Here is a 15624-nt window from a genome sequence, read left to right as displayed (position 1 = left end):
GCTTATCCGGCAGAATTTGCGGGATGCATTGCGTTAGATGCATATAGGAGCCTTTATGCCAATTTTGTTCTGTAACGTCGGCTGGATGGAGCGATACCAAGGCCTCCTATCTGGCGATCACATCAGCGGCGGTGGCGCCTACGTCAAAAAGGAAGGAAGGGGATATGAAGTCTGCAACTTCAGTCCAGATAACGACACGCTGTATGGTTACGTGCAAGCACCTGGCGCACAGATCAATCTCGACCGCCTTGGCGCAAACAGCGGAGATGATTCGATAGCAGGAACAACGGTCATTTGGACGGCCACTCGGCCAGGCGGGGGCACAACTATTGTCGGTTGGTACAAAGATGCGACGGTGTTTCGGGACTACCAGCGATTCAAGAAAGCTCCCCGCGCTCAATCTCAAAATAGAATTGATGGATACCGAATTACGGCACCTGTAGGCAGTGCGACGCTCCTTCCCATAGATGCCCGCGTATTTGAAATACCGCGCCAAGTGAAAGGGGGGATGGGGCAAAGCAATGTTTGGTATGCGGACAGCCCAGAGAGTTCGCCACTCGTCAAAGAAGTGCGCAAATTGATCGAAGGCGGTAAATCTCCGCGTAAGCCAAAGCACGGTAAGCCACAAGATCAAGAGAGGAAAGCCAAAGTAGAGAAAGCTGCTATCCGCGTTTGCTGCACGCATTTCGAAAACCTTGGCTACGATGTCGTGAGTGTCGAAAAAGATAATGTCGGCTGGGATCTCGTTGCGAAATCTGGAAGGTGTTCACTCCGCATTGAGGTCAAGGGCCTTTCTGGGGCAGAATTTTCAGTTGAGCTAACTCCAAATGAGTACAACGCATTTACGAAACAGGCGAATGATTACCGTCTGGCCGTTATAACCAATGCTTTGGAGTCCCCATCGCTTTCAATTTGTCGTTACAGCGACGAGCAAGCGGCATGGGTAGTCGAAGACAATGATGGTCGTGCTCTTGAGATCAAAGTTAAACAGAGCGCGTCCATAACATGCATCTAACATGGCGCTCAACCTCGCTCCCTTCGGTCGCTGGGCAGCCAAAAGCTGCGCTTTTGGCTGCCGGTTAGCTTGAACGTTGGGCCGCGCAAGGAAGCAAGCGCGTTCGTCAATATAAAGTTTTGTATCAATTGAGGAGGAGCCTATGGCAACTGTGCGAAGAATCATCTCTGTACTTTGGATTGCAAGCGTCGCGAGCGCCGCGTTGGCGCAAACACCTCGCCCGGCCCCTCCTGCCTTCCCCGCAGAGCGCGCGAGTGCACTCCTAAAGCACGCTTCCTACTACGCATTCTTGGCAGAGGCCTGCAACTTTGACAATGCGCCGGCTGCGGCGGCAAGGGATCTGATCAAAGTCGTTGGCCCCGACTACAGCGCGCAACAGCAACTTCTTGCGGTATTCAACAAGAGGAAGCGCGAGTACGCGGAGGGTTCGAACATCGCATCACGATTCAAGCGATGCCAAATCGATAGTGGGAAAACAAAGGCAGAAATTGCTGACGTCGCGACAAGCATTCGGGATCTCCTGGAGCACGCACGCTCTGAAAGCGAAAGGTACAAGGTTGCGTTGGCTTCTTGGGAGCAAACTGAGCGGACTCGACGGGAAGAAGAACAACGCCGAGCCGAAGAGGCGAGGCTTGCCCAGCAACGCGCCGATGCCGAACAGCAAGCCGCGGCAGACCGGCAACGACAAGAGCGCGTGCGTGGTCGAGCGATGGCCCTCGCAGAAGAACTGGGTAAGTTTGTGGTGTTTCGATCCTACGATGGAGGCCAGTCCATCGGCACGAAACTCGTGGGCTTCGACTACACAGATTCGACTTACAGATTGAAGGTCGAAATCAAATGGAACGGACGAATGTCCGGAGAGTCAGGCTATGGCGCAGACGGTCTAATTACCGTGATAGAGGACTCAGCAACTGAATGGACCTTTGGAAAGAACGTCAAGTGGAATCCTACTTGGCAATCGTCAAAGCTCGACGAGTGGATTTCGAACCGAGGTTTGTTGAGGCTACTACGATAGTTGTCGGGGCGGCACGGCCTAACCCATCATTCAAGTGGACCCGCTACGGCGCCTGACTCTGGACGGCAAAGACATTCTTGGCGAGATCAATGCCGATGGTGACAATGGTCATGGCTTCCCGTTCCACAAAACGAGTGAGTTGATGAGAGATCGCGCTTTCCGTCGTGGCATCTGGATGCCGCACTCCGCAACTGCGCGTATCACTTGGGACGGGGAAGCCCCTTTCGTTTGTTAGATCGCTATGTCCGATATTCGGACCGACCTGGCGCAGTACTATCCACTCAAGGCTGTCTTAGAGAAGACGCTTGGTCGCCGGTCCTTCTCACGCGTGAAGGACTACGTGACCTGCCCCCTTATTCTCGTACCAACAGGAACTTCCCGCCTTCCGCCACCCCTTTGGGCCTTTTTCGGCAGGTTTTCAGGCGAAAAGAGCCAATACCCAGCGCAAAAAGGTCGTTGTTTGCTATGAAAGCAGGACTATTTTCAGGGCCACCCGGGCCCGGTGCGGTCTTCCACCCGGGGCCGCGCCGGGACTTGAACCCGCGGCAGGCCGTCAACCATCCACATCGAGCCCAAAGCGGAATTGAAACAGCCGGGGCGATGCAGCTATGGGGTGCCGGGTTTCGCGGGTGCTTTATGCCTGTGGATTTGCCCAGTAAAAGGCTTGCAATTCATTGATGTACAACAATTTTCTGGCGGATTCCGCGCCCAGAATATCCCGCGCGGTCCAGCTTATCCGGCAGAATTTGCGGGATGCATTGCGTTAGACCTTTGAAAACCTGAGCCAATTTTTCCTAGGAGGCAGAATGATTAGGGCTTTGCTAGAAGAACTCAGAGAGTACATGTACAACTTTTATCCTGAAAGGAAGCTCCAAGACCCTTTCCCGCTTGAGTTTTGGAAACTGGACGATGACTTGTACTATGACTACATGAATTATCTCCCGGTAGTATTCTCATGTCGGTTTGAGGGGGGCATGGCCGAAGCATTGAAAGAACTACCAGAGGCTATAAGTATCCTATGGCCAATTTTTAGCCTTGAAGATGGCTATGACTGTGATGGTTGGAGCGCCTTAACAAACGCAGGAACGGAAGAACTCCCACTTGCCATAGCTGCGTACAGAAAAATCGGCCTGCACGGTGAGGCAGACGCTTTACAAGCCGCACTGAACTCCTGCATTTTAGACGAAGAAGATACAGACGCCGCGGAATCATCATATAAGTCAGTAAAGCGTGAGTTTGAGGACGACGATGAAAGGAGAATGGCTGTAATCAACTTTATGCGAAGAAATGAGAACCTTTGGTACTCCTCGGTCAAATCCTAAATGCAACGCAACTAATAAGCACCAGCTGCCATAGCTAGTCCTGCGTCTAACATAACATTGCACGCGGACGTCATGACATTTGCATAAAAGCCGCAAATGTCACGCCGCCGGTGAATTCCACGTTAGAACGCATTGGGAGAAGAGCTTTGAATCCAGCAGTCGTGATTCCGGCCATCGCTGAGGCGCGTAAGAGTTTGCTTGAAATGCAGGCGCAGCATGCCGCATTGCGCGCAAAGCTGAAGCCTGGGCAAACGATCTTGAGCTTCAATCCCCACGTTCAAGACCCGGGCCAAATTACTGCCTTGGTGGAGCCCGCTTTTCTGGAGTTTTGGAAGATTCCCGACGAAGAGCCCTTCAGCGTCTTCATGGAGGGATTGGCTATTCAGCTTGACATACTGGACCTAGCACCATCTCAGTACAAGAGGCTTCCGGATGGATATGCGATTGCCAGGTACGTTCTCAGGTTCGAAACGCATTGCAAGTTCAGCTCGTGGCTCGCACTTGAAAACGTAGGGAGCGAGGACATGAGACTCGTTCGCGAGCACTACCGTCGCGCCGGTATGCCGGAGGAGGCGGATGCACTTACCCGCGCGGAAGTGGCATGGTACGAAGCTGGCGGACACGAAGGTAACGGTTACGACGCCGCGGGTGAAGCCTATCGAAGCGAAGAGAACCCGAATTCGAATGAAGACGAGCGGTGGTTCAAACTGCTCAAGGTTCTCCGTGCAGACAGGCTGTGGACGCAGTGAAAGAGGGGGCGATGTGTTCTAACAGGTCGGTCAAGCGGACCTCCGCCGGCGTGGCACTTGGCCCGCTTGCCGGAGTGGCTCATCATCCATTCAGCGGGCCAAGCACCACACCGGCGCTCGCGGCTCAACTCCAACGTTCAATGGCGTGATCACTCTCACTCACGTGCCACGCGTTCTTAAAGGCGTTGTCTATCTCGCCGGGGTCGCTCTGACTTTCTGGCTTGGCTATGCGGTTTGCGGGACGGCAGCCGACCACTTTTCACTCTATCCCTCGGCATTCTTCGCATTGGTTCTCGTGGCCGCCGTCACGGTCATCTTAGGCTCACGCCTAGAGGAGAAGTACGTTTGGGCTGGTTGGTTCAAGAGTTCGAAGGATGAATTGCGCTGGATCGGCCGCTCGCATAGTTCGCTCCTGACGTCCGCCGCGCCCGCGCCTCTTTCTCTCGGCTTGGCTCTCGGCTTTCTGTCGGTTTTGGTGGTGTGAGCATCAACGGTTTCATAGGTGTGCCGCATTGATCGGCCTCCATATCACCCAACCAAGCGGAACTTTCCACCCACCGCGACCCCTTTGGCCCTTTTTGGCAGGTTTTCAGGCAAAAAGAGCCAATACCCATCGTAAAAAGGTTATTGTTTGCTATGAAAGCAGGACTATTTTCATGGCCACCCGGGAACTGTGCGGTCTTCCACCCGGGGCCGCGCCGGGACTTGCACCCGCGGCAGGCACTCAACCATCCACACCGAGCCCAATGCGGTACTGAAACAGCCGGGGCGATACAACTGTGGAGGCCACAGGACCAGTCGTAAAAAGGTCACTATTTGCTATAAAAAATGGGATTTTTTCAGGGCCGACCAAGCCGAGTGAGGTCTTTCACCTGGGGCCGCGCCGGTGCCGATTTTCGAGAAAAGAGCAAAGAAGTCGCAATTGACCCGCGCCAGGCGATGAAACGACGCATCGTTATCTCCGCGGGAAGAAGGCTCTGCAGCCAGCGCATTGGCACGGTTGTGCCGGCATTTGGCAAGATCCGGCAAAACAACAAGCGACTCAACTGCTTCACGTTGCGCCGGCGACACAGGGTGGGGGTGCAGAGCCCACTGTATTGTCTGGCGAAAAACATCGCGAAACTGGTTGGGTGCGATCTGGATAGGTAGGGTCGGGGTTAGGTGATGTTCGGTGTCAGAATGAGCGCCAAAGGACCGATCAGTAGCCCACTGGGACGGGTTGGTCAACCGACATCGACTACCCGAGGAAAAGAGGCCATGAAAGAAAACATCATCGCAACCCTGCACCCACCTGCGGCTGGATTTGGGGTTTTTGCACGGCCTCATTAGGCGTTGAAAGTCACAACCATGACGACCGAAGCGCCCCGGCAATTTTTCGCGCACCCGTCGAACATGCGCCATTTGCGCATTCTCGCCAACGCGTTGCGGGCGCTCCCCGAGGGCGCAGTGAGCCCTGAAGGACTTGTTCACAACCTAGCGCAGATTCTGGATCTCATGATCTCGCATGCCGAAAAGTTTGACGAGCTTTGCGTCACTAACATTGAATGGATTGGCAACAACTTCCTAAGCGAAGTCTCTGGCTACTCGAATGAACCAAACGATAGACGTGAAGCAGCGCTTCGCTCAATCTTCACCTCGGCATACCGATTCATTTGCGAGTTGGATTTCGCCCAACCAGCCGATCCGAGCTTTGAGCTTCGGCGGATCATGAACTTTGTTCATGACAATTTGGAGGGCTTTTCTGGAAATGACCGTCAACAGCTTGTGTTCGCCGCATACGCAATGCCGGCACAGGTCGCAAAGCGCCTGATCAACCATCCGTCTATCGGCGACTACAGAAAATTCGCCGACACCGTTGAGGCCGCTCGCAAGCTTAAGGATGATTGGGACACTGACGCTAGTCGCAGGCAAGCTCGACTGGACGCACTTGACCAGAATCTCAAGAAGGTCACTTCAGCCTACAACTTTGTCGGTCTCGTGAACGGATTTCAGGCGCTCCACGGGAAGAAGGAAAGTGAACGCGCCTTCGCGTTCTTCTGGCTAGTGGTCATCGCTTTGCTCATGGTTGCCGCGCCCTTGGGCCAGATCGTGTTCGTCGTCACCAAGCTAGACATCATCGAGAGCCACAAGCTGACCCTCGCATACACGCTTCCAACAATAGTTGCCGTTGAACTGATCTTGCTCTACTTCTTCCGTGTCGTGCTGAGTCATTTCCGTTCTGTTAGGGCGCAGCTTCTGCAACTGGACCTGAGAATTGCTCTCTGTCAGTTTATAGAAAGCTATGCTGAATACGCATCGCGCGTCAAAGCTCAAGATTCCTCTGCCCTGTCCAAGTTTGAAGCGTTGGTGTTTAGCGGACTGATGCCAGATGAAACCGGCATCCCGTCGACGTTCGATGGGGCGGAGCAAATCGCTAGTCTGATAAGAAGCCTTCGCGGCGGAGGCGGAAAGACTGAGCCCTAGTCTGCTGAAACGCGGTGTATCGTTCGATGAAACGGTAAGCATTTTTTTGGTCATGCGATGGCACTCCCCCCAGAGGACACCGATCGCACCGACGTCGAAGATCCAAGTCGGACCGACGGAATCTCAAGCAAGGCGCGGCTTTTGGTGGTGATCCATACGGAGCGCCGCAACGGCATTCGAATCATCAGCGCAAGAAAGGCAACATGGTATGAAAAAGGCATCTACCAAAATGGCTGATCAAGACATCCCCGAATTGAAGCGCGATCAACTCGGCAAGGGCGTAATGGGTAAGTACCTGAAACACTTCACTCAGGGAAGCAATGACGTTGTTTTGCAACCCGAGATTTCGAAAGCGTTCCCGCCGTCCGAGGCCGTCAACAAAGCGCCGGCAAGCATGGTGGCTTTTGCGCAAGAAACGCAAGGTTTGACAAGTCGCGCAAGCCGGACGCCGCGCAAGCGCGTCGCCGCGTAGCGTCGACGCTGAGCATCTTCGCGACTCCCGCCTGCAAGGCGCCATTGACCGGCCCCTGGCAGCCTCACCGGCCTCACCAACCCGAATCACCCGACCTTCATCGCCCCATTGCCCTCTTCCGGCAGGTTTTCAGGCTAAAAGACCCAATACCCACCGCAAAAAGGTCATTGTTTGCTATGAAAACAGGACTATTTTCAGGGCCGATCAGGCCCGGTGTGGTACTCCACCCGGGGCCGCGCCGGGTTCTGCACCCGCGCCAAGCCGTCAACCATCCACACCAAGCCCAACGCGGTATTGAAACAGCCGGGGCGATGCAACTGTGGGCTGCCGGGTTTCGGGGGTGCTTTATGCCTGTCAATTTGTCCAGTAAAAGGCTTGCAATCTCTTGATGTACAACAATTTTCCGGAGGAACCCGCGCCCAGAATATCCCGCGCGGTCCAGCTTATCCGGCAGAATTTGCGGGAAACATTGCGTTATGCCTCCTAGAGCGACCCTGAATGAACGCGTCTGAACGAAATTCTCTGCTGTCCAGGTCAACCACTGTGAGTCAGTATCTTGCAATGGAGAAAGCCAAGGACGGAAATGGAATTGCTACCTTTATCCGTGAGCGTTTCTATGAGCGGTACATCCTGCCCTTCGACAACAACCCCAAGAAGAGCGGCTTCATCATGATGGCCTCCGCATGCCTCATGATTGAAGCATTGGTGTCTTTCTGGAATGGCTGGCGTAAATCTCCCGACAGCGCCTTAGCGTTCTGCCAATTCTTCGATCGAGAAGACCGCTTCTTGCCGTTCCGTGGGCACGCTCAAGCGTTTTACGCACACGTTCGCTGCGGCATCATGCATCAAGCCGAAACTACTGGTGGGTGGCACATCCGGCGAGACTTGGGCACGCTGTTTGATGCTCCCACTAAGACCATCGATGCAACGGTCTTCCTTAGAGAAATGGACGGCTCACTTACCGATTACTGTGACAGGCTCGGCACAGCTACTTGGGAAAGCGAGGAATGGAAGAAGCTCCGCAAGAAGATGAAAGCCATCTGTGCGAACACTACGCCCGCAGCCCGGCAGTCCACTGGAGACGCGCAGATACCTCTACTTCAAGTTGTGCCCGAAAAAATTAACTCAGGAGTACCCGTATGAACGCATTCAGACTCTCTTTGCTTGGCCTCGTAGTATGGTTGCTGGCGGGCTGCGTAATGATGTCTAGCGGACCTGTAACGGTAAGCAATCTAAGCAAGCCAGAAAAGGGCAAAAAAATAGTTACCTTCCTCAACAAAACACCATACATTGCCGAAATGAGCATCTCTCTTGCTGAAAATGGTTTTGTTGTCAAACCGATGCCAACCCAGCAGCAGATAACTGAGCTTCAAAGTCCGAACCGCATCGCAAAATACAATGAGGCAACAACCCGCTGGGGTATCAGCTTACAAACTCAATATAGCCCCATGAAATGTGCCTTTACGGACTTCAATATTCATCACTTCACGCTAATGCTTACAGACATTGAGACGAATCAGGTGGTATTGGTTCTTAAGCAAAAGGGATCGGACGGACCGTGCACCACTGTTGAACCAGTCTTCGGAACTTTGGCAAAGGCGCTTGCGGATAATTGGTAGAACTTTTAGTACTTACTTTGTGAATCCGCGAGGCATAACCCGGCAGTCCACACGGACGTTGCGCGATAAAGCCGCGCAGCGCCGGTGACTTCTGCGTTAGCAGTTTCCATGAAATCTCTAGAGAGCAAGATTGAAACCGAGATGGTCGCCTGCCCAAAGTGCGGCCAGACCGTTGCGAGGCGTAATATTGAGCGACACCTTGCCCGCGCCCACTCGGCAGAAAAGGAAAGACAGTCAGCCGCTGGTGACAATTTGAAGATTGTTAATCAGGCGCGGCGGGTATATTTGGGAACAGTTGTCAAATGCGCGTCGTGTAAACATGGAATTAAGCTTTCTGAGATAAAAAGCCACTATGCAACCGCTCACAAATCGCCTGCGCCCTTGGAAATGCTGGCTCTAGTCGGTCTTTCGGAGCCACAAAACATGTTTAAGTCTGATCGCGAACGCGAGGCGTATTGGCGCGCGAAATCTGGATTCGATGGCGGCAGCAGCGATGATGTATTCGATCGCGGCCGAGTTGTTAGTGGTGGCGCCTATGGATTGGGTAAGAACAGGAAGCATTGACGTCATCGTGGGGATGGTCTCGTCAAAACCGACGCCGATGGCGTTAACGGTTATGAATTCCCCTCTCACAAATCAAGTGATGCGATGAGATTTCGCACTTCCCAACGTGGCACCCGGATGCCGCATGCCGCAACTACGCGGATCATTCGGGACGGGAAAGTCCCTTTCATTCGTTAGCCATCACATTCATGCCGTCATGCCTACGACCGACCAACGATCATCGCCTCTTGCCTCACAGTGGAAGCAGTATGAAGATGCCGTCGGGACACTCTTTGCTCATCCATCGACTCCAATAGACGGTGATCTACTTTCTCTCGCCAGCATTGACTTGACCCTCTCGGGCATGTACGAACTGCCGGCGACCGTCAGAAGCGAGATTCGCGCGAAGAACTTCAGGCAGTGGAGAGATCGGGGAGCAAAGGACAAGGCAAACGTCGGACTCAGGCAAATGACCATCGACTCCAACGCTCCCTTAAAGATGTCGGTTTCTGCGCACGTCTACCGATGGTTTGACTTCTTGGCTACTCACAAGAGTGCGCTAGGTGACAGCACCCCAACTTGCCTCAACGAGTACTTGCTAAAGGCCAAGCCGTTCGTCCCAGTAGAGTCCTTCCCGAATCCCCTGGGACTTGGTCTTACGGTGTACTGCAACTCAGGCAAGACTGTTGTCCTCGGCGTCCGCTCTAGCCCGGAGGACGACGTAGTTGGGTGGTACGGTGGACGTCTCACGAATGGGGTCGGCGAGAATGCGATCCGGAAGGACTTCACTCGTTCCGACCTGAAGCAACTTCACGTACTTAGCGTGCTCGGTCTAAGGGGTCTTCGCGAAGAGCTGGGGCTCTACAAGCAGCACGTTGCTAGCCCCGGGATCACGGTTCACCTTCTTGCATGGGCCAAGGATGTGCGTGACCTCAAGTTCTTCGGTGATGCTTCGACTGACCTCAATGAGCAAGAGGTTCGATATAGGTGGGAACACCACGCTAGGGACAAGGATACACGTGACCTTAAATTTGTCGACGTGTCTACACAGGCGGCTGCGGAGATGTTTTGGTTGGCTGAATCTGAAAGGCGCAGGCGATGGACACCTGAGCTTCGCATTTGCTTGGCTTCGTCGTTGCTCCGCAGAGGCCTCCTGTCTGAAAGTGTTCTAAATGCCTAAGTCTCAGGGACTCAACCGGCCGCTTCGGGCCGCCAGCCTCTCCAATGAGCAGCTACTCGAAATGTTCCGCCATTGGGACACCCGTGTATCGCATCATGAGACCGTGTATGTTGCGATCTCCCTCGCACCGATGGGTCTGATGATTTCAGGATGGAAGGACGCTGTTCCGGAGTCGGTACTTGTGGCTGCGATCGCTTCCATTGCAGCCTTCTCTTTTTTCCTCTACTCAGTCCGCAGGTTCGGTGACTTTCAGGACAGAGTATTCGCCATACTGAATCGTCGAACGGGCGGTGAGTGGAAGTACCTAAACGGCTACCGCGGACTCACGGTTCGAAAACTAAGGTTCTTTGGTCTTGTTGTTCTTGGATTGTTGTGGACCCTAATGCTTGGCCAGAGCTTGCTGAAAGCTCACTCGAAGTTTGCTTGCGTCCCCCTCGCATGGATCATCGCAATGGCGGCGTGCGCCTTGGTACCGACGATGATCGCTGTTTGGCTGTCACGCGACTTAGAGAAGGCGAAGGCACGTGCTGCGGCAGGTGATGGCTAACCCCTCGCTGGAGGCCCCTCAGCTCAAACGTAAGCCGCACAAATCACCCTTCCCGGAGCAAGTGCCATGAAACAGGCGGTTGCGATTCGAGTCTTGTCGCCTGAGGACATTGATCTGATGCGGCGCATGCTTGGCATGTTCGGGGCCGCTTTTGAAGACGTCGCCAGGTATACCGAGAAGCAGCCAGACGACGCCTACCTGGCGACGCTGCTGTCCAGGCCTGATTTCATTGCGGTGGCAGCCGTCTCTGAAGGCCGTGTTGTCGGCGGGCTCGCGGCGTATGTTCTGGTCAAATTCGAGCAGGCGCGATCCGAAACCTACATCTACGACCTTGCGGTTGACGAACTTTTCCGTAGACAAGGCATCGCGACTGCCCTGATCCGGGAGGTTCAGAGAGTATCGAGAGCCAAAGGCGCCCATGTCGTCTTCGTCCAGGCAGATGTTGAAGACGAGCCCGCTGTCGCGCTGTACACCAAGCTGGGTACCCGCGAAGAAGTACTGCACTTCGACATCGCCGAGCCCGACAGTCCTGCCTGACATGTCGGACAGGTGACCTGCCCCCTCGTCACCATAGCAAGCGCAAGTTCCCGCCCACCGCCACCCCTTTGGCCCTTTTCGACAGGTTTTCAGGCGAAAACAGCCGATACCCAGCGTAAAAAGGTCATTGTTTGCTACGGTTAATGTAGTGATTTCTGCCGCCGGTCACGGCGTCTCCGGCGGCCGGCGCGCCAGCAGGTCGTGCATGCGGGCCTCATACCCCGCCGCCAGCGCCAGCAGTTCGGCGTCGCCGCGCGGGCGGCCGATGAGCTGGATGCCCATCGGCAGGCGGCCGTCGGGGCTGAAGCCGGCGGGCAGGCTGATGGCGGGCAGGCCGGCAAAGGTGGCGTACAGCGTGCACTCCATCCAGCGGTGGTAGGTGTCCATGGCGCGGCCGGCCACGGTTTTGGGCCAGTGCAGGTTGGCGTCGAACGGCCAGGCCTGCGCCACCGGCAGGGCCAGGGCATCAAAGTGCTCCAGCAACGTGGCCAGGCGGGTGTAGAAGGCGCTGCGCACCTGGGCGGCGCGCATGAAGTCGCCCAGCTGCAGGCCTTGGGCGCGTTCGTATTCCCACAGCGCCTCGGGCTTGATCTGCTCGCGCGCGCCGGGCAGTTGCAGCGCCTGGCCGATCATGGGCGCCACCAGCGCGCAGCGCCAGGCCAGCCAGGCGTTCCACACCGCGTCCAGGTCGGTGTCCAGCGTGGCGGGCTCCACCACGGCGCCAGCCTCCGCCATGCGGGCCAGCGCGCTTTCGCACAGGGGCAGGATGCCGGGTTCCACCGCCAGGTGGCCGCCCAGGTCGCCCAGCCAGGCGATGCGTTTGCCGGCCAGGCCGCTGTCCCAGTCCTGCGGCGGCGGCACCATCGGCGTGCCGGGGGCGTCGCCCAGCGCCAGCGGGGTGCGGGCGTCGTAGCCGGCCTGGGTCTCCAGCAGGTGGGCCAGGTCGCGCACGGTGCGGGCCATGGGGCCATCAATACCCAGCTGGCTGACGAACAGGTCCGGCCGGGGCCAGGAGGGCACGCGGCCCTGGCTGGGGCGCAGGCCGTAGACATGGTTCCAGCCCGCCGGGTTGCGCAGCGACCCCATGAAGTCCGAGCCGTCGGCCACTGGCAGCAGGCGCAGCGCCAGCGCCACCGCCGCGCCGCCGCTGGAGCCGCCGGCCGACACCGTGCGGTCCCAGGCGTTGCGGGTGGTGCCGTAGAGCCGGTTGTAGCTGTGCGATCCCAGGCCGAACTCCGACATGTTGGTCTTGCCGATCACCAGGGCGCCGGCCGCCTTCATGCGGGCCACGTAGATGCTGTCGTCGCGCGCGCTCTGGCGCGCCAGCAGCGGGCTGCCGAAGCTGGTGGCAAAGCCGGTGGCCTGCCCGGTGTCCTTGATCGCCGCCGGCTGCCCGTGCAGCCAGCCACGGCTGCGGCCGGCGGCCAGTTCGGCGTCGCAGGCGTCGGCCTGGGCCAGCAGGGTGTCGTCGGCCGCCTGGGCCACGATGGCGGTGTGCTGCGGGTTGAGCCGGGCGATACGCGCCAGATAGGCCGTCATCACCTCGCGGCACGACACCGTGCGGCGGTGGATGGCGTCGGACAGCGCGTGGGCGTCGAGGGCGGTGAGGGTGTCGGTGGTCATGGGAGGGATGTTGCCATGGGAGGGGGTTCGAATCCGCGCCAGGTCTGCTCCAGCCAGTGCGCGAAACGCAGGGTGTCCGGGTCGGCCATGGCCGGGCCGATCACCTGGGCGCCCACCGGCAGGCCGTCGGCGGCGCACCCCAGCGGGAACGCGGTGGCCGGCAGGCCCACCACTCCGGGCAGGCCGGCCCAGAACAGCGAGTCGGTGCCGGGCCGCGCGGTGCCGTTGACTGGGACCAGGCGCTCCCAGCGTTCGCCGTGCTGGTGGTGCGCGAACGCGGTGGTGCAGGCCACCGGGGTAATCAGCAGGTCGTATCGGGTGAAAAAAGCGTCCCACTGGTGGCGCAGGCTGGCGCGGCGCTGGTCCAGAGCCACCCAGTCGCGGTGGCTCAGGGTGCTGCCGCGGTAGTGGGCGGCTTCGTAACGGCGGTCATCGGCGGCGTAGCGGGCGGCCCGCTCCCGAAACTGCGTCCACGTCGCGTCATCCAGCCAGGCGCCGGTGGCGGCCCGCAGCAGGTGCAGGTAGACGAAATGGGTCTCCGCGGAGTCCACCGGCCGGGTGTCCTCGTCCACCGCCACGCCCTGCTGGCGCAGAAAGTCGGCCAGGGCCTGCAGCCGGGCCTGTACCGCCGCGTCCACCGGCGCGACCGGGTCATCTGTCCACAGCGCCACACGCAGGCGGGGGGGCGGTGGGCCGGGCGGGCGCCACGCGGCAGGGTGCCAGCCCAGGGGTCCGAAGCGTTCCAGCGGCCGGGTCAGCACGTCCAGGGCCAGCCTCAGGTCGGCGGCGCTGCGTGCCATGGGGCCGGCGACCGCGATGTCCAGACTGTCGATACAGGCCACGCCCGGCACCTGGTGGCCGGCCATGGGCACCACGCCCCAGGTCGGTTTGTGGCCGTAGACGCCGCAGTAGTGGGCCGGGTTGCGGATGCTGGCGCCGATGTCGCTGCCCAGCTCCAGCGGCGTCAGCCCGGCGGCCAGCGCGGCGGCGCTGCCCCCGGACGAGCCCCCCGGCGTGCGCGAAACATCCCAGGGGTTGTTCGTGGTGCCATAGACCGGGTTGAAGGTCTGCCAGTCGGCCAGTGAGACCGGCACGTTGGTCTTGCCAAAGACAATGGCGCCGGCGTCCACCAGGCGCTGCACGGCGGTGGCATGGTAGGTGGCGACGTTCCCGCGCAGGAACTCGTGGCCCCAGGTGGTGGGCAGTCCGGCCACGTCGAACGATTCCTTGACCGTCATCGGCAAACCGTGCAGCGCACCCCAGTGCTCACCCCGCGCGCGGGCGGCGTCGGCCTGCGCGGCGCGTGCCAGCGCGCGATCGGCATCGCGCACCACCACGGCGTTGAGGGCGGGGTGGAGGGTGTCGCAGCGCGCCAGCAACTGGCGCAGCAGCTCGACCGAGGACAGCTCGCGCCGCTGCAGCCGCGCCAGCCATTCACCGGCCGATGCCAGGCAGGACGTCACTGGGCCTGGGGCTGCAGGTTGATGCTTTTCGCGATGGCGTTGTAGCGTTCGATTTCGCTGGCGTAGACCTTGGCCAGTTCGGCGACCGACTTGGGCGCCAGGATGGCGTTGCCGGTGGCTTCGAGTGCTTTGCGCAGTTCGGCGTTCTGCAGCGCGTCGTAGGCGGCCTTGTTCAGGCGGGCCACGGCGTCGTCCGGGGTGCCTTTCGCCACCTGCAGGCCCAGCCAGAGGTCGAACTCCATCTCGGACAGACCGGGCATCGCGGCCATGCCCGGGTATTGCTTGAACAGCGGGTGCGGCGCCTTGGCGGTGATGCCCAGCGCCTTGATCTTGCCGTCGGCAATGGTGGGCATCACGGGGCCGGCCATGGGCAGGAAGGCCATGTCGATCTGTCCGCCGATCAGGTCGGGGATGACGTTGGCGATGCCCCGGTACGGCACATGCAGCAGCTTGGTTTTGGTGACCTGGGCGAATTTTTCGCCGATCAGGTGGTACATGGAGCCGGGGCCGACACTGCCGTAGGACAGCGGCTTGTCGGCGGACTTGCGGGCGAGCGCGATCAGGTCTTCGACCGACTTGACGTCCAGATTCGGCCGAATGGCCAGCACCATGTTGGTGCTGATGAGCTGGGCGGCGAGGCGGAAGTCTTCCGGCTTGTAGCGGATGCCCTGAATGGCCAGGGGCGTGAGCATCAGTTCCATCGGTGTGCCGGGAACGATCATGTGGCCGTCGGCCGGCGCGCCCAGCGCTTTCATCAGTCCGATGGAGCCGCCGGCACCACCGACGTTGTCCACCACAATGGTCTGTCCGAGTTTTCCGGCCAGTTCCGGCTGCAGCTTGCGGGCGACGAAATCGGACGCGCCTCCGGCCGGGTAAGGCACCAGCAGCGTGATGGTCTTCGTTGGAAACCCTTGGGCCCAGGCAGGCAGTCCGGCGCTGGCGGCGACGGCAGCGGCGGCAAGGGTGATGGCGTGACGGCGGGTGAAGGCGGCGGGCATGGGCGGGTCTCCGGTTTGCTTGGGGGGAAATGACAGGCCCGATGTTCTGCCGCGAAGCCTCCGGCCCGTTATCAAGAA

At 58.5% G+C, this 15624-nt stretch carries 18 protein-coding genes; 14 read left to right on the top strand and 4 right to left on the bottom strand.

Annotation, left to right across the window (positions count from 1 at the left end):
- Window positions 1-55: 55 nt before the first annotated feature.
- The 5 genes from AC2EBU_RS07290 to AC2EBU_RS07270 all read left to right on the top strand — a co-directional run bounded on the left by AC2EBU_RS07290 (window position 56) and on the right by AC2EBU_RS07270 (window position 4585).
- Window positions 56-1015, top strand: coding sequence for a protein NO VEIN domain-containing protein (locus AC2EBU_RS07290; protein WP_484609698.1), 960 nt, complete (start codon window positions 56-58; stop codon window positions 1013-1015).
- Between the two features lie 142 nt (window positions 1016-1157).
- Window positions 1158-2030, top strand: a complete 873-nt coding sequence (locus AC2EBU_RS07285) for a hypothetical protein (protein WP_484609697.1) — start codon at window positions 1158-1160, stop codon at window positions 2028-2030.
- A gap of 806 nt (window positions 2031-2836) precedes the next feature.
- The gene (locus AC2EBU_RS07280; RefSeq protein WP_484609696.1) at window positions 2837-3352 is read left to right on the top strand and encodes a DMP19 family protein; all 516 of its coding nucleotides are present in this window, start codon (window positions 2837-2839) and stop codon (window positions 3350-3352) included.
- A gap of 161 nt (window positions 3353-3513) precedes the next feature.
- Complete coding sequence (locus tag AC2EBU_RS07275; RefSeq protein WP_484609695.1) at window positions 3514-4101, top strand: hypothetical protein; 588 nt, start codon at window positions 3514-3516, stop codon at window positions 4099-4101.
- A gap of 145 nt (window positions 4102-4246) precedes the next feature.
- A complete protein-coding gene (locus AC2EBU_RS07270) occupies window positions 4247-4585 on the top strand; it encodes a hypothetical protein (RefSeq protein ID WP_484609694.1) in 339 nt (112 codons plus the stop codon).
- Between the two features lie 335 nt (window positions 4586-4920).
- Here AC2EBU_RS07270 and AC2EBU_RS07265 read toward each other — a convergent pair whose 3' ends face one another.
- Window positions 4921-5328: a hypothetical protein gene (locus AC2EBU_RS07265; protein ID WP_484609693.1), complete on the bottom strand. Its 408-nt coding sequence runs from the start codon at window positions 5326-5328 to the stop codon at window positions 4921-4923.
- Between the two features lie 120 nt (window positions 5329-5448).
- Between AC2EBU_RS07265 and AC2EBU_RS07260 the strand changes: the two genes are divergently transcribed.
- From AC2EBU_RS07260 to AC2EBU_RS07220, 9 genes are all read left to right on the top strand, one after another.
- Complete coding sequence (locus tag AC2EBU_RS07260; RefSeq protein WP_484609692.1) at window positions 5449-6564, top strand: hypothetical protein; 1116 nt, start codon at window positions 5449-5451, stop codon at window positions 6562-6564.
- A 57-nt stretch (window positions 6565-6621) separates the two neighbouring features.
- A complete protein-coding gene (locus AC2EBU_RS07255) occupies window positions 6622-6801 on the top strand; it encodes a BrnT family toxin (protein ID WP_484609691.1) in 180 nt (59 codons plus the stop codon).
- Window positions 6794-7036 (top strand): hypothetical protein, encoded by a 243-nt coding sequence (locus AC2EBU_RS07250; protein WP_484609690.1) that lies wholly within the window; start codon window positions 6794-6796, stop codon window positions 7034-7036. Before AC2EBU_RS07255 ends, AC2EBU_RS07250 begins: the two co-directional genes overlap by 8 nt.
- 561 nt (window positions 7037-7597) lie before the next feature.
- A complete protein-coding gene (locus AC2EBU_RS07245) occupies window positions 7598-8179 on the top strand; it encodes a hypothetical protein (RefSeq protein ID WP_484609689.1) in 582 nt (193 codons plus the stop codon).
- Window positions 8176-8655, top strand: a complete 480-nt coding sequence (locus AC2EBU_RS07240; RefSeq protein WP_484609688.1) for a hypothetical protein — start codon at window positions 8176-8178, stop codon at window positions 8653-8655. The genes AC2EBU_RS07245 and AC2EBU_RS07240 overlap by 4 nt, the downstream gene beginning before the upstream one ends.
- 108 nt (window positions 8656-8763) lie before the next feature.
- Window positions 8764-9219, top strand: a complete 456-nt coding sequence (locus AC2EBU_RS07235; RefSeq protein WP_484609687.1) for a hypothetical protein — start codon at window positions 8764-8766, stop codon at window positions 9217-9219.
- A 196-nt stretch (window positions 9220-9415) separates the two neighbouring features.
- Window positions 9416-10378 carry an immunoglobulin domain-containing protein gene (locus AC2EBU_RS07230; RefSeq protein WP_484609686.1) on the top strand — a complete coding sequence of 321 codons (963 nt, stop codon included), beginning with the start codon at window positions 9416-9418 and terminating at the stop codon, window positions 10376-10378.
- Complete coding sequence (locus AC2EBU_RS07225) at window positions 10371-10925, top strand: hypothetical protein (protein WP_484609685.1); 555 nt, start codon at window positions 10371-10373, stop codon at window positions 10923-10925. Before AC2EBU_RS07230 ends, AC2EBU_RS07225 begins: the two co-directional genes overlap by 8 nt.
- 66 nt (window positions 10926-10991) lie before the next feature.
- Window positions 10992-11462: an AAC(3)-I family aminoglycoside N-acetyltransferase gene (locus AC2EBU_RS07220; RefSeq protein WP_484609684.1), complete on the top strand. Its 471-nt coding sequence runs from the start codon at window positions 10992-10994 to the stop codon at window positions 11460-11462.
- A 165-nt stretch (window positions 11463-11627) separates the two neighbouring features.
- Here AC2EBU_RS07220 and AC2EBU_RS07215 read toward each other — a convergent pair whose 3' ends face one another.
- The 3 genes from AC2EBU_RS07215 to AC2EBU_RS07205 are packed head-to-tail and all read right to left on the bottom strand — an operon-like array spanning window position 11628 to window position 15546.
- The gene (locus AC2EBU_RS07215; RefSeq protein ID WP_484609683.1) at window positions 11628-13085 is read right to left on the bottom strand and encodes an amidase; all 1458 of its coding nucleotides are present in this window, start codon (window positions 13083-13085) and stop codon (window positions 11628-11630) included.
- A complete protein-coding gene (locus AC2EBU_RS07210) occupies window positions 13082-14548 on the bottom strand; it encodes an amidase (protein ID WP_484609682.1) in 1467 nt (488 codons plus the stop codon). The genes AC2EBU_RS07215 and AC2EBU_RS07210 overlap by 4 nt, the downstream gene beginning before the upstream one ends.
- Complete coding sequence (locus tag AC2EBU_RS07205) at window positions 14545-15546, bottom strand: Bug family tripartite tricarboxylate transporter substrate binding protein (protein ID WP_484609681.1); 1002 nt, start codon at window positions 15544-15546, stop codon at window positions 14545-14547. Before AC2EBU_RS07205 ends, AC2EBU_RS07210 begins: the two co-directional genes overlap by 4 nt.
- Between the last annotated feature and the right edge of the window lie 78 nt (window positions 15547-15624).

The sequence above is a fragment of the Curvibacter sp. T50 genome, from assembly GCF_057219955.1.
The sequence above is the reverse complement of the archived record's forward strand: the minus strand, read 5'-3'. Positions and strand labels throughout refer to the sequence as shown.

Excerpts from the sequence above, each read along its gene's own strand:
- AC2EBU_RS07290 (WP_484609698.1), top strand. The coding sequence starts at position 56 with ATGCCAATTTTGTTCTGTAACGTCGGCTGGATGGAGCGATACCAAGGC.
- AC2EBU_RS07285 (WP_484609697.1), top strand. The coding sequence starts at position 1,158 with ATGGCAACTGTGCGAAGAATCATCTCTGTACTTTGGATTGCAAGCGTC.
- AC2EBU_RS07280 (WP_484609696.1), top strand. The coding sequence starts at position 2,837 with ATGATTAGGGCTTTGCTAGAAGAACTCAGAGAGTACATGTACAACTTT.
- AC2EBU_RS07260 (WP_484609692.1), top strand. The coding sequence starts at position 5,449 with ATGACGACCGAAGCGCCCCGGCAATTTTTCGCGCACCCGTCGAACATG.
- AC2EBU_RS07255 (WP_484609691.1), top strand. The coding sequence starts at position 6,622 with ATGGCACTCCCCCCAGAGGACACCGATCGCACCGACGTCGAAGATCCA.
- AC2EBU_RS07250 (WP_484609690.1), top strand. The coding sequence starts at position 6,794 with ATGGCTGATCAAGACATCCCCGAATTGAAGCGCGATCAACTCGGCAAG.
- AC2EBU_RS07245 (WP_484609689.1), top strand. The coding sequence starts at position 7,598 with ATGGAGAAAGCCAAGGACGGAAATGGAATTGCTACCTTTATCCGTGAG.
- AC2EBU_RS07240 (WP_484609688.1), top strand. The coding sequence starts at position 8,176 with ATGAACGCATTCAGACTCTCTTTGCTTGGCCTCGTAGTATGGTTGCTG.
- AC2EBU_RS07235 (WP_484609687.1), top strand. The coding sequence starts at position 8,764 with ATGAAATCTCTAGAGAGCAAGATTGAAACCGAGATGGTCGCCTGCCCA.
- AC2EBU_RS07230 (WP_484609686.1), top strand. The coding sequence starts at position 9,416 with ATGCCTACGACCGACCAACGATCATCGCCTCTTGCCTCACAGTGGAAG.
- AC2EBU_RS07225 (WP_484609685.1), top strand. The coding sequence starts at position 10,371 with ATGCCTAAGTCTCAGGGACTCAACCGGCCGCTTCGGGCCGCCAGCCTC.
- AC2EBU_RS07220 (WP_484609684.1), top strand. The coding sequence starts at position 10,992 with ATGAAACAGGCGGTTGCGATTCGAGTCTTGTCGCCTGAGGACATTGAT.
- AC2EBU_RS07215 (WP_484609683.1), bottom strand. The coding sequence starts at position 13,085 with ATGACCACCGACACCCTCACCGCCCTCGACGCCCACGCGCTGTCCGAC.
- AC2EBU_RS07205 (WP_484609681.1), bottom strand. The coding sequence starts at position 15,546 with ATGCCCGCCGCCTTCACCCGCCGTCACGCCATCACCCTTGCCGCCGCT.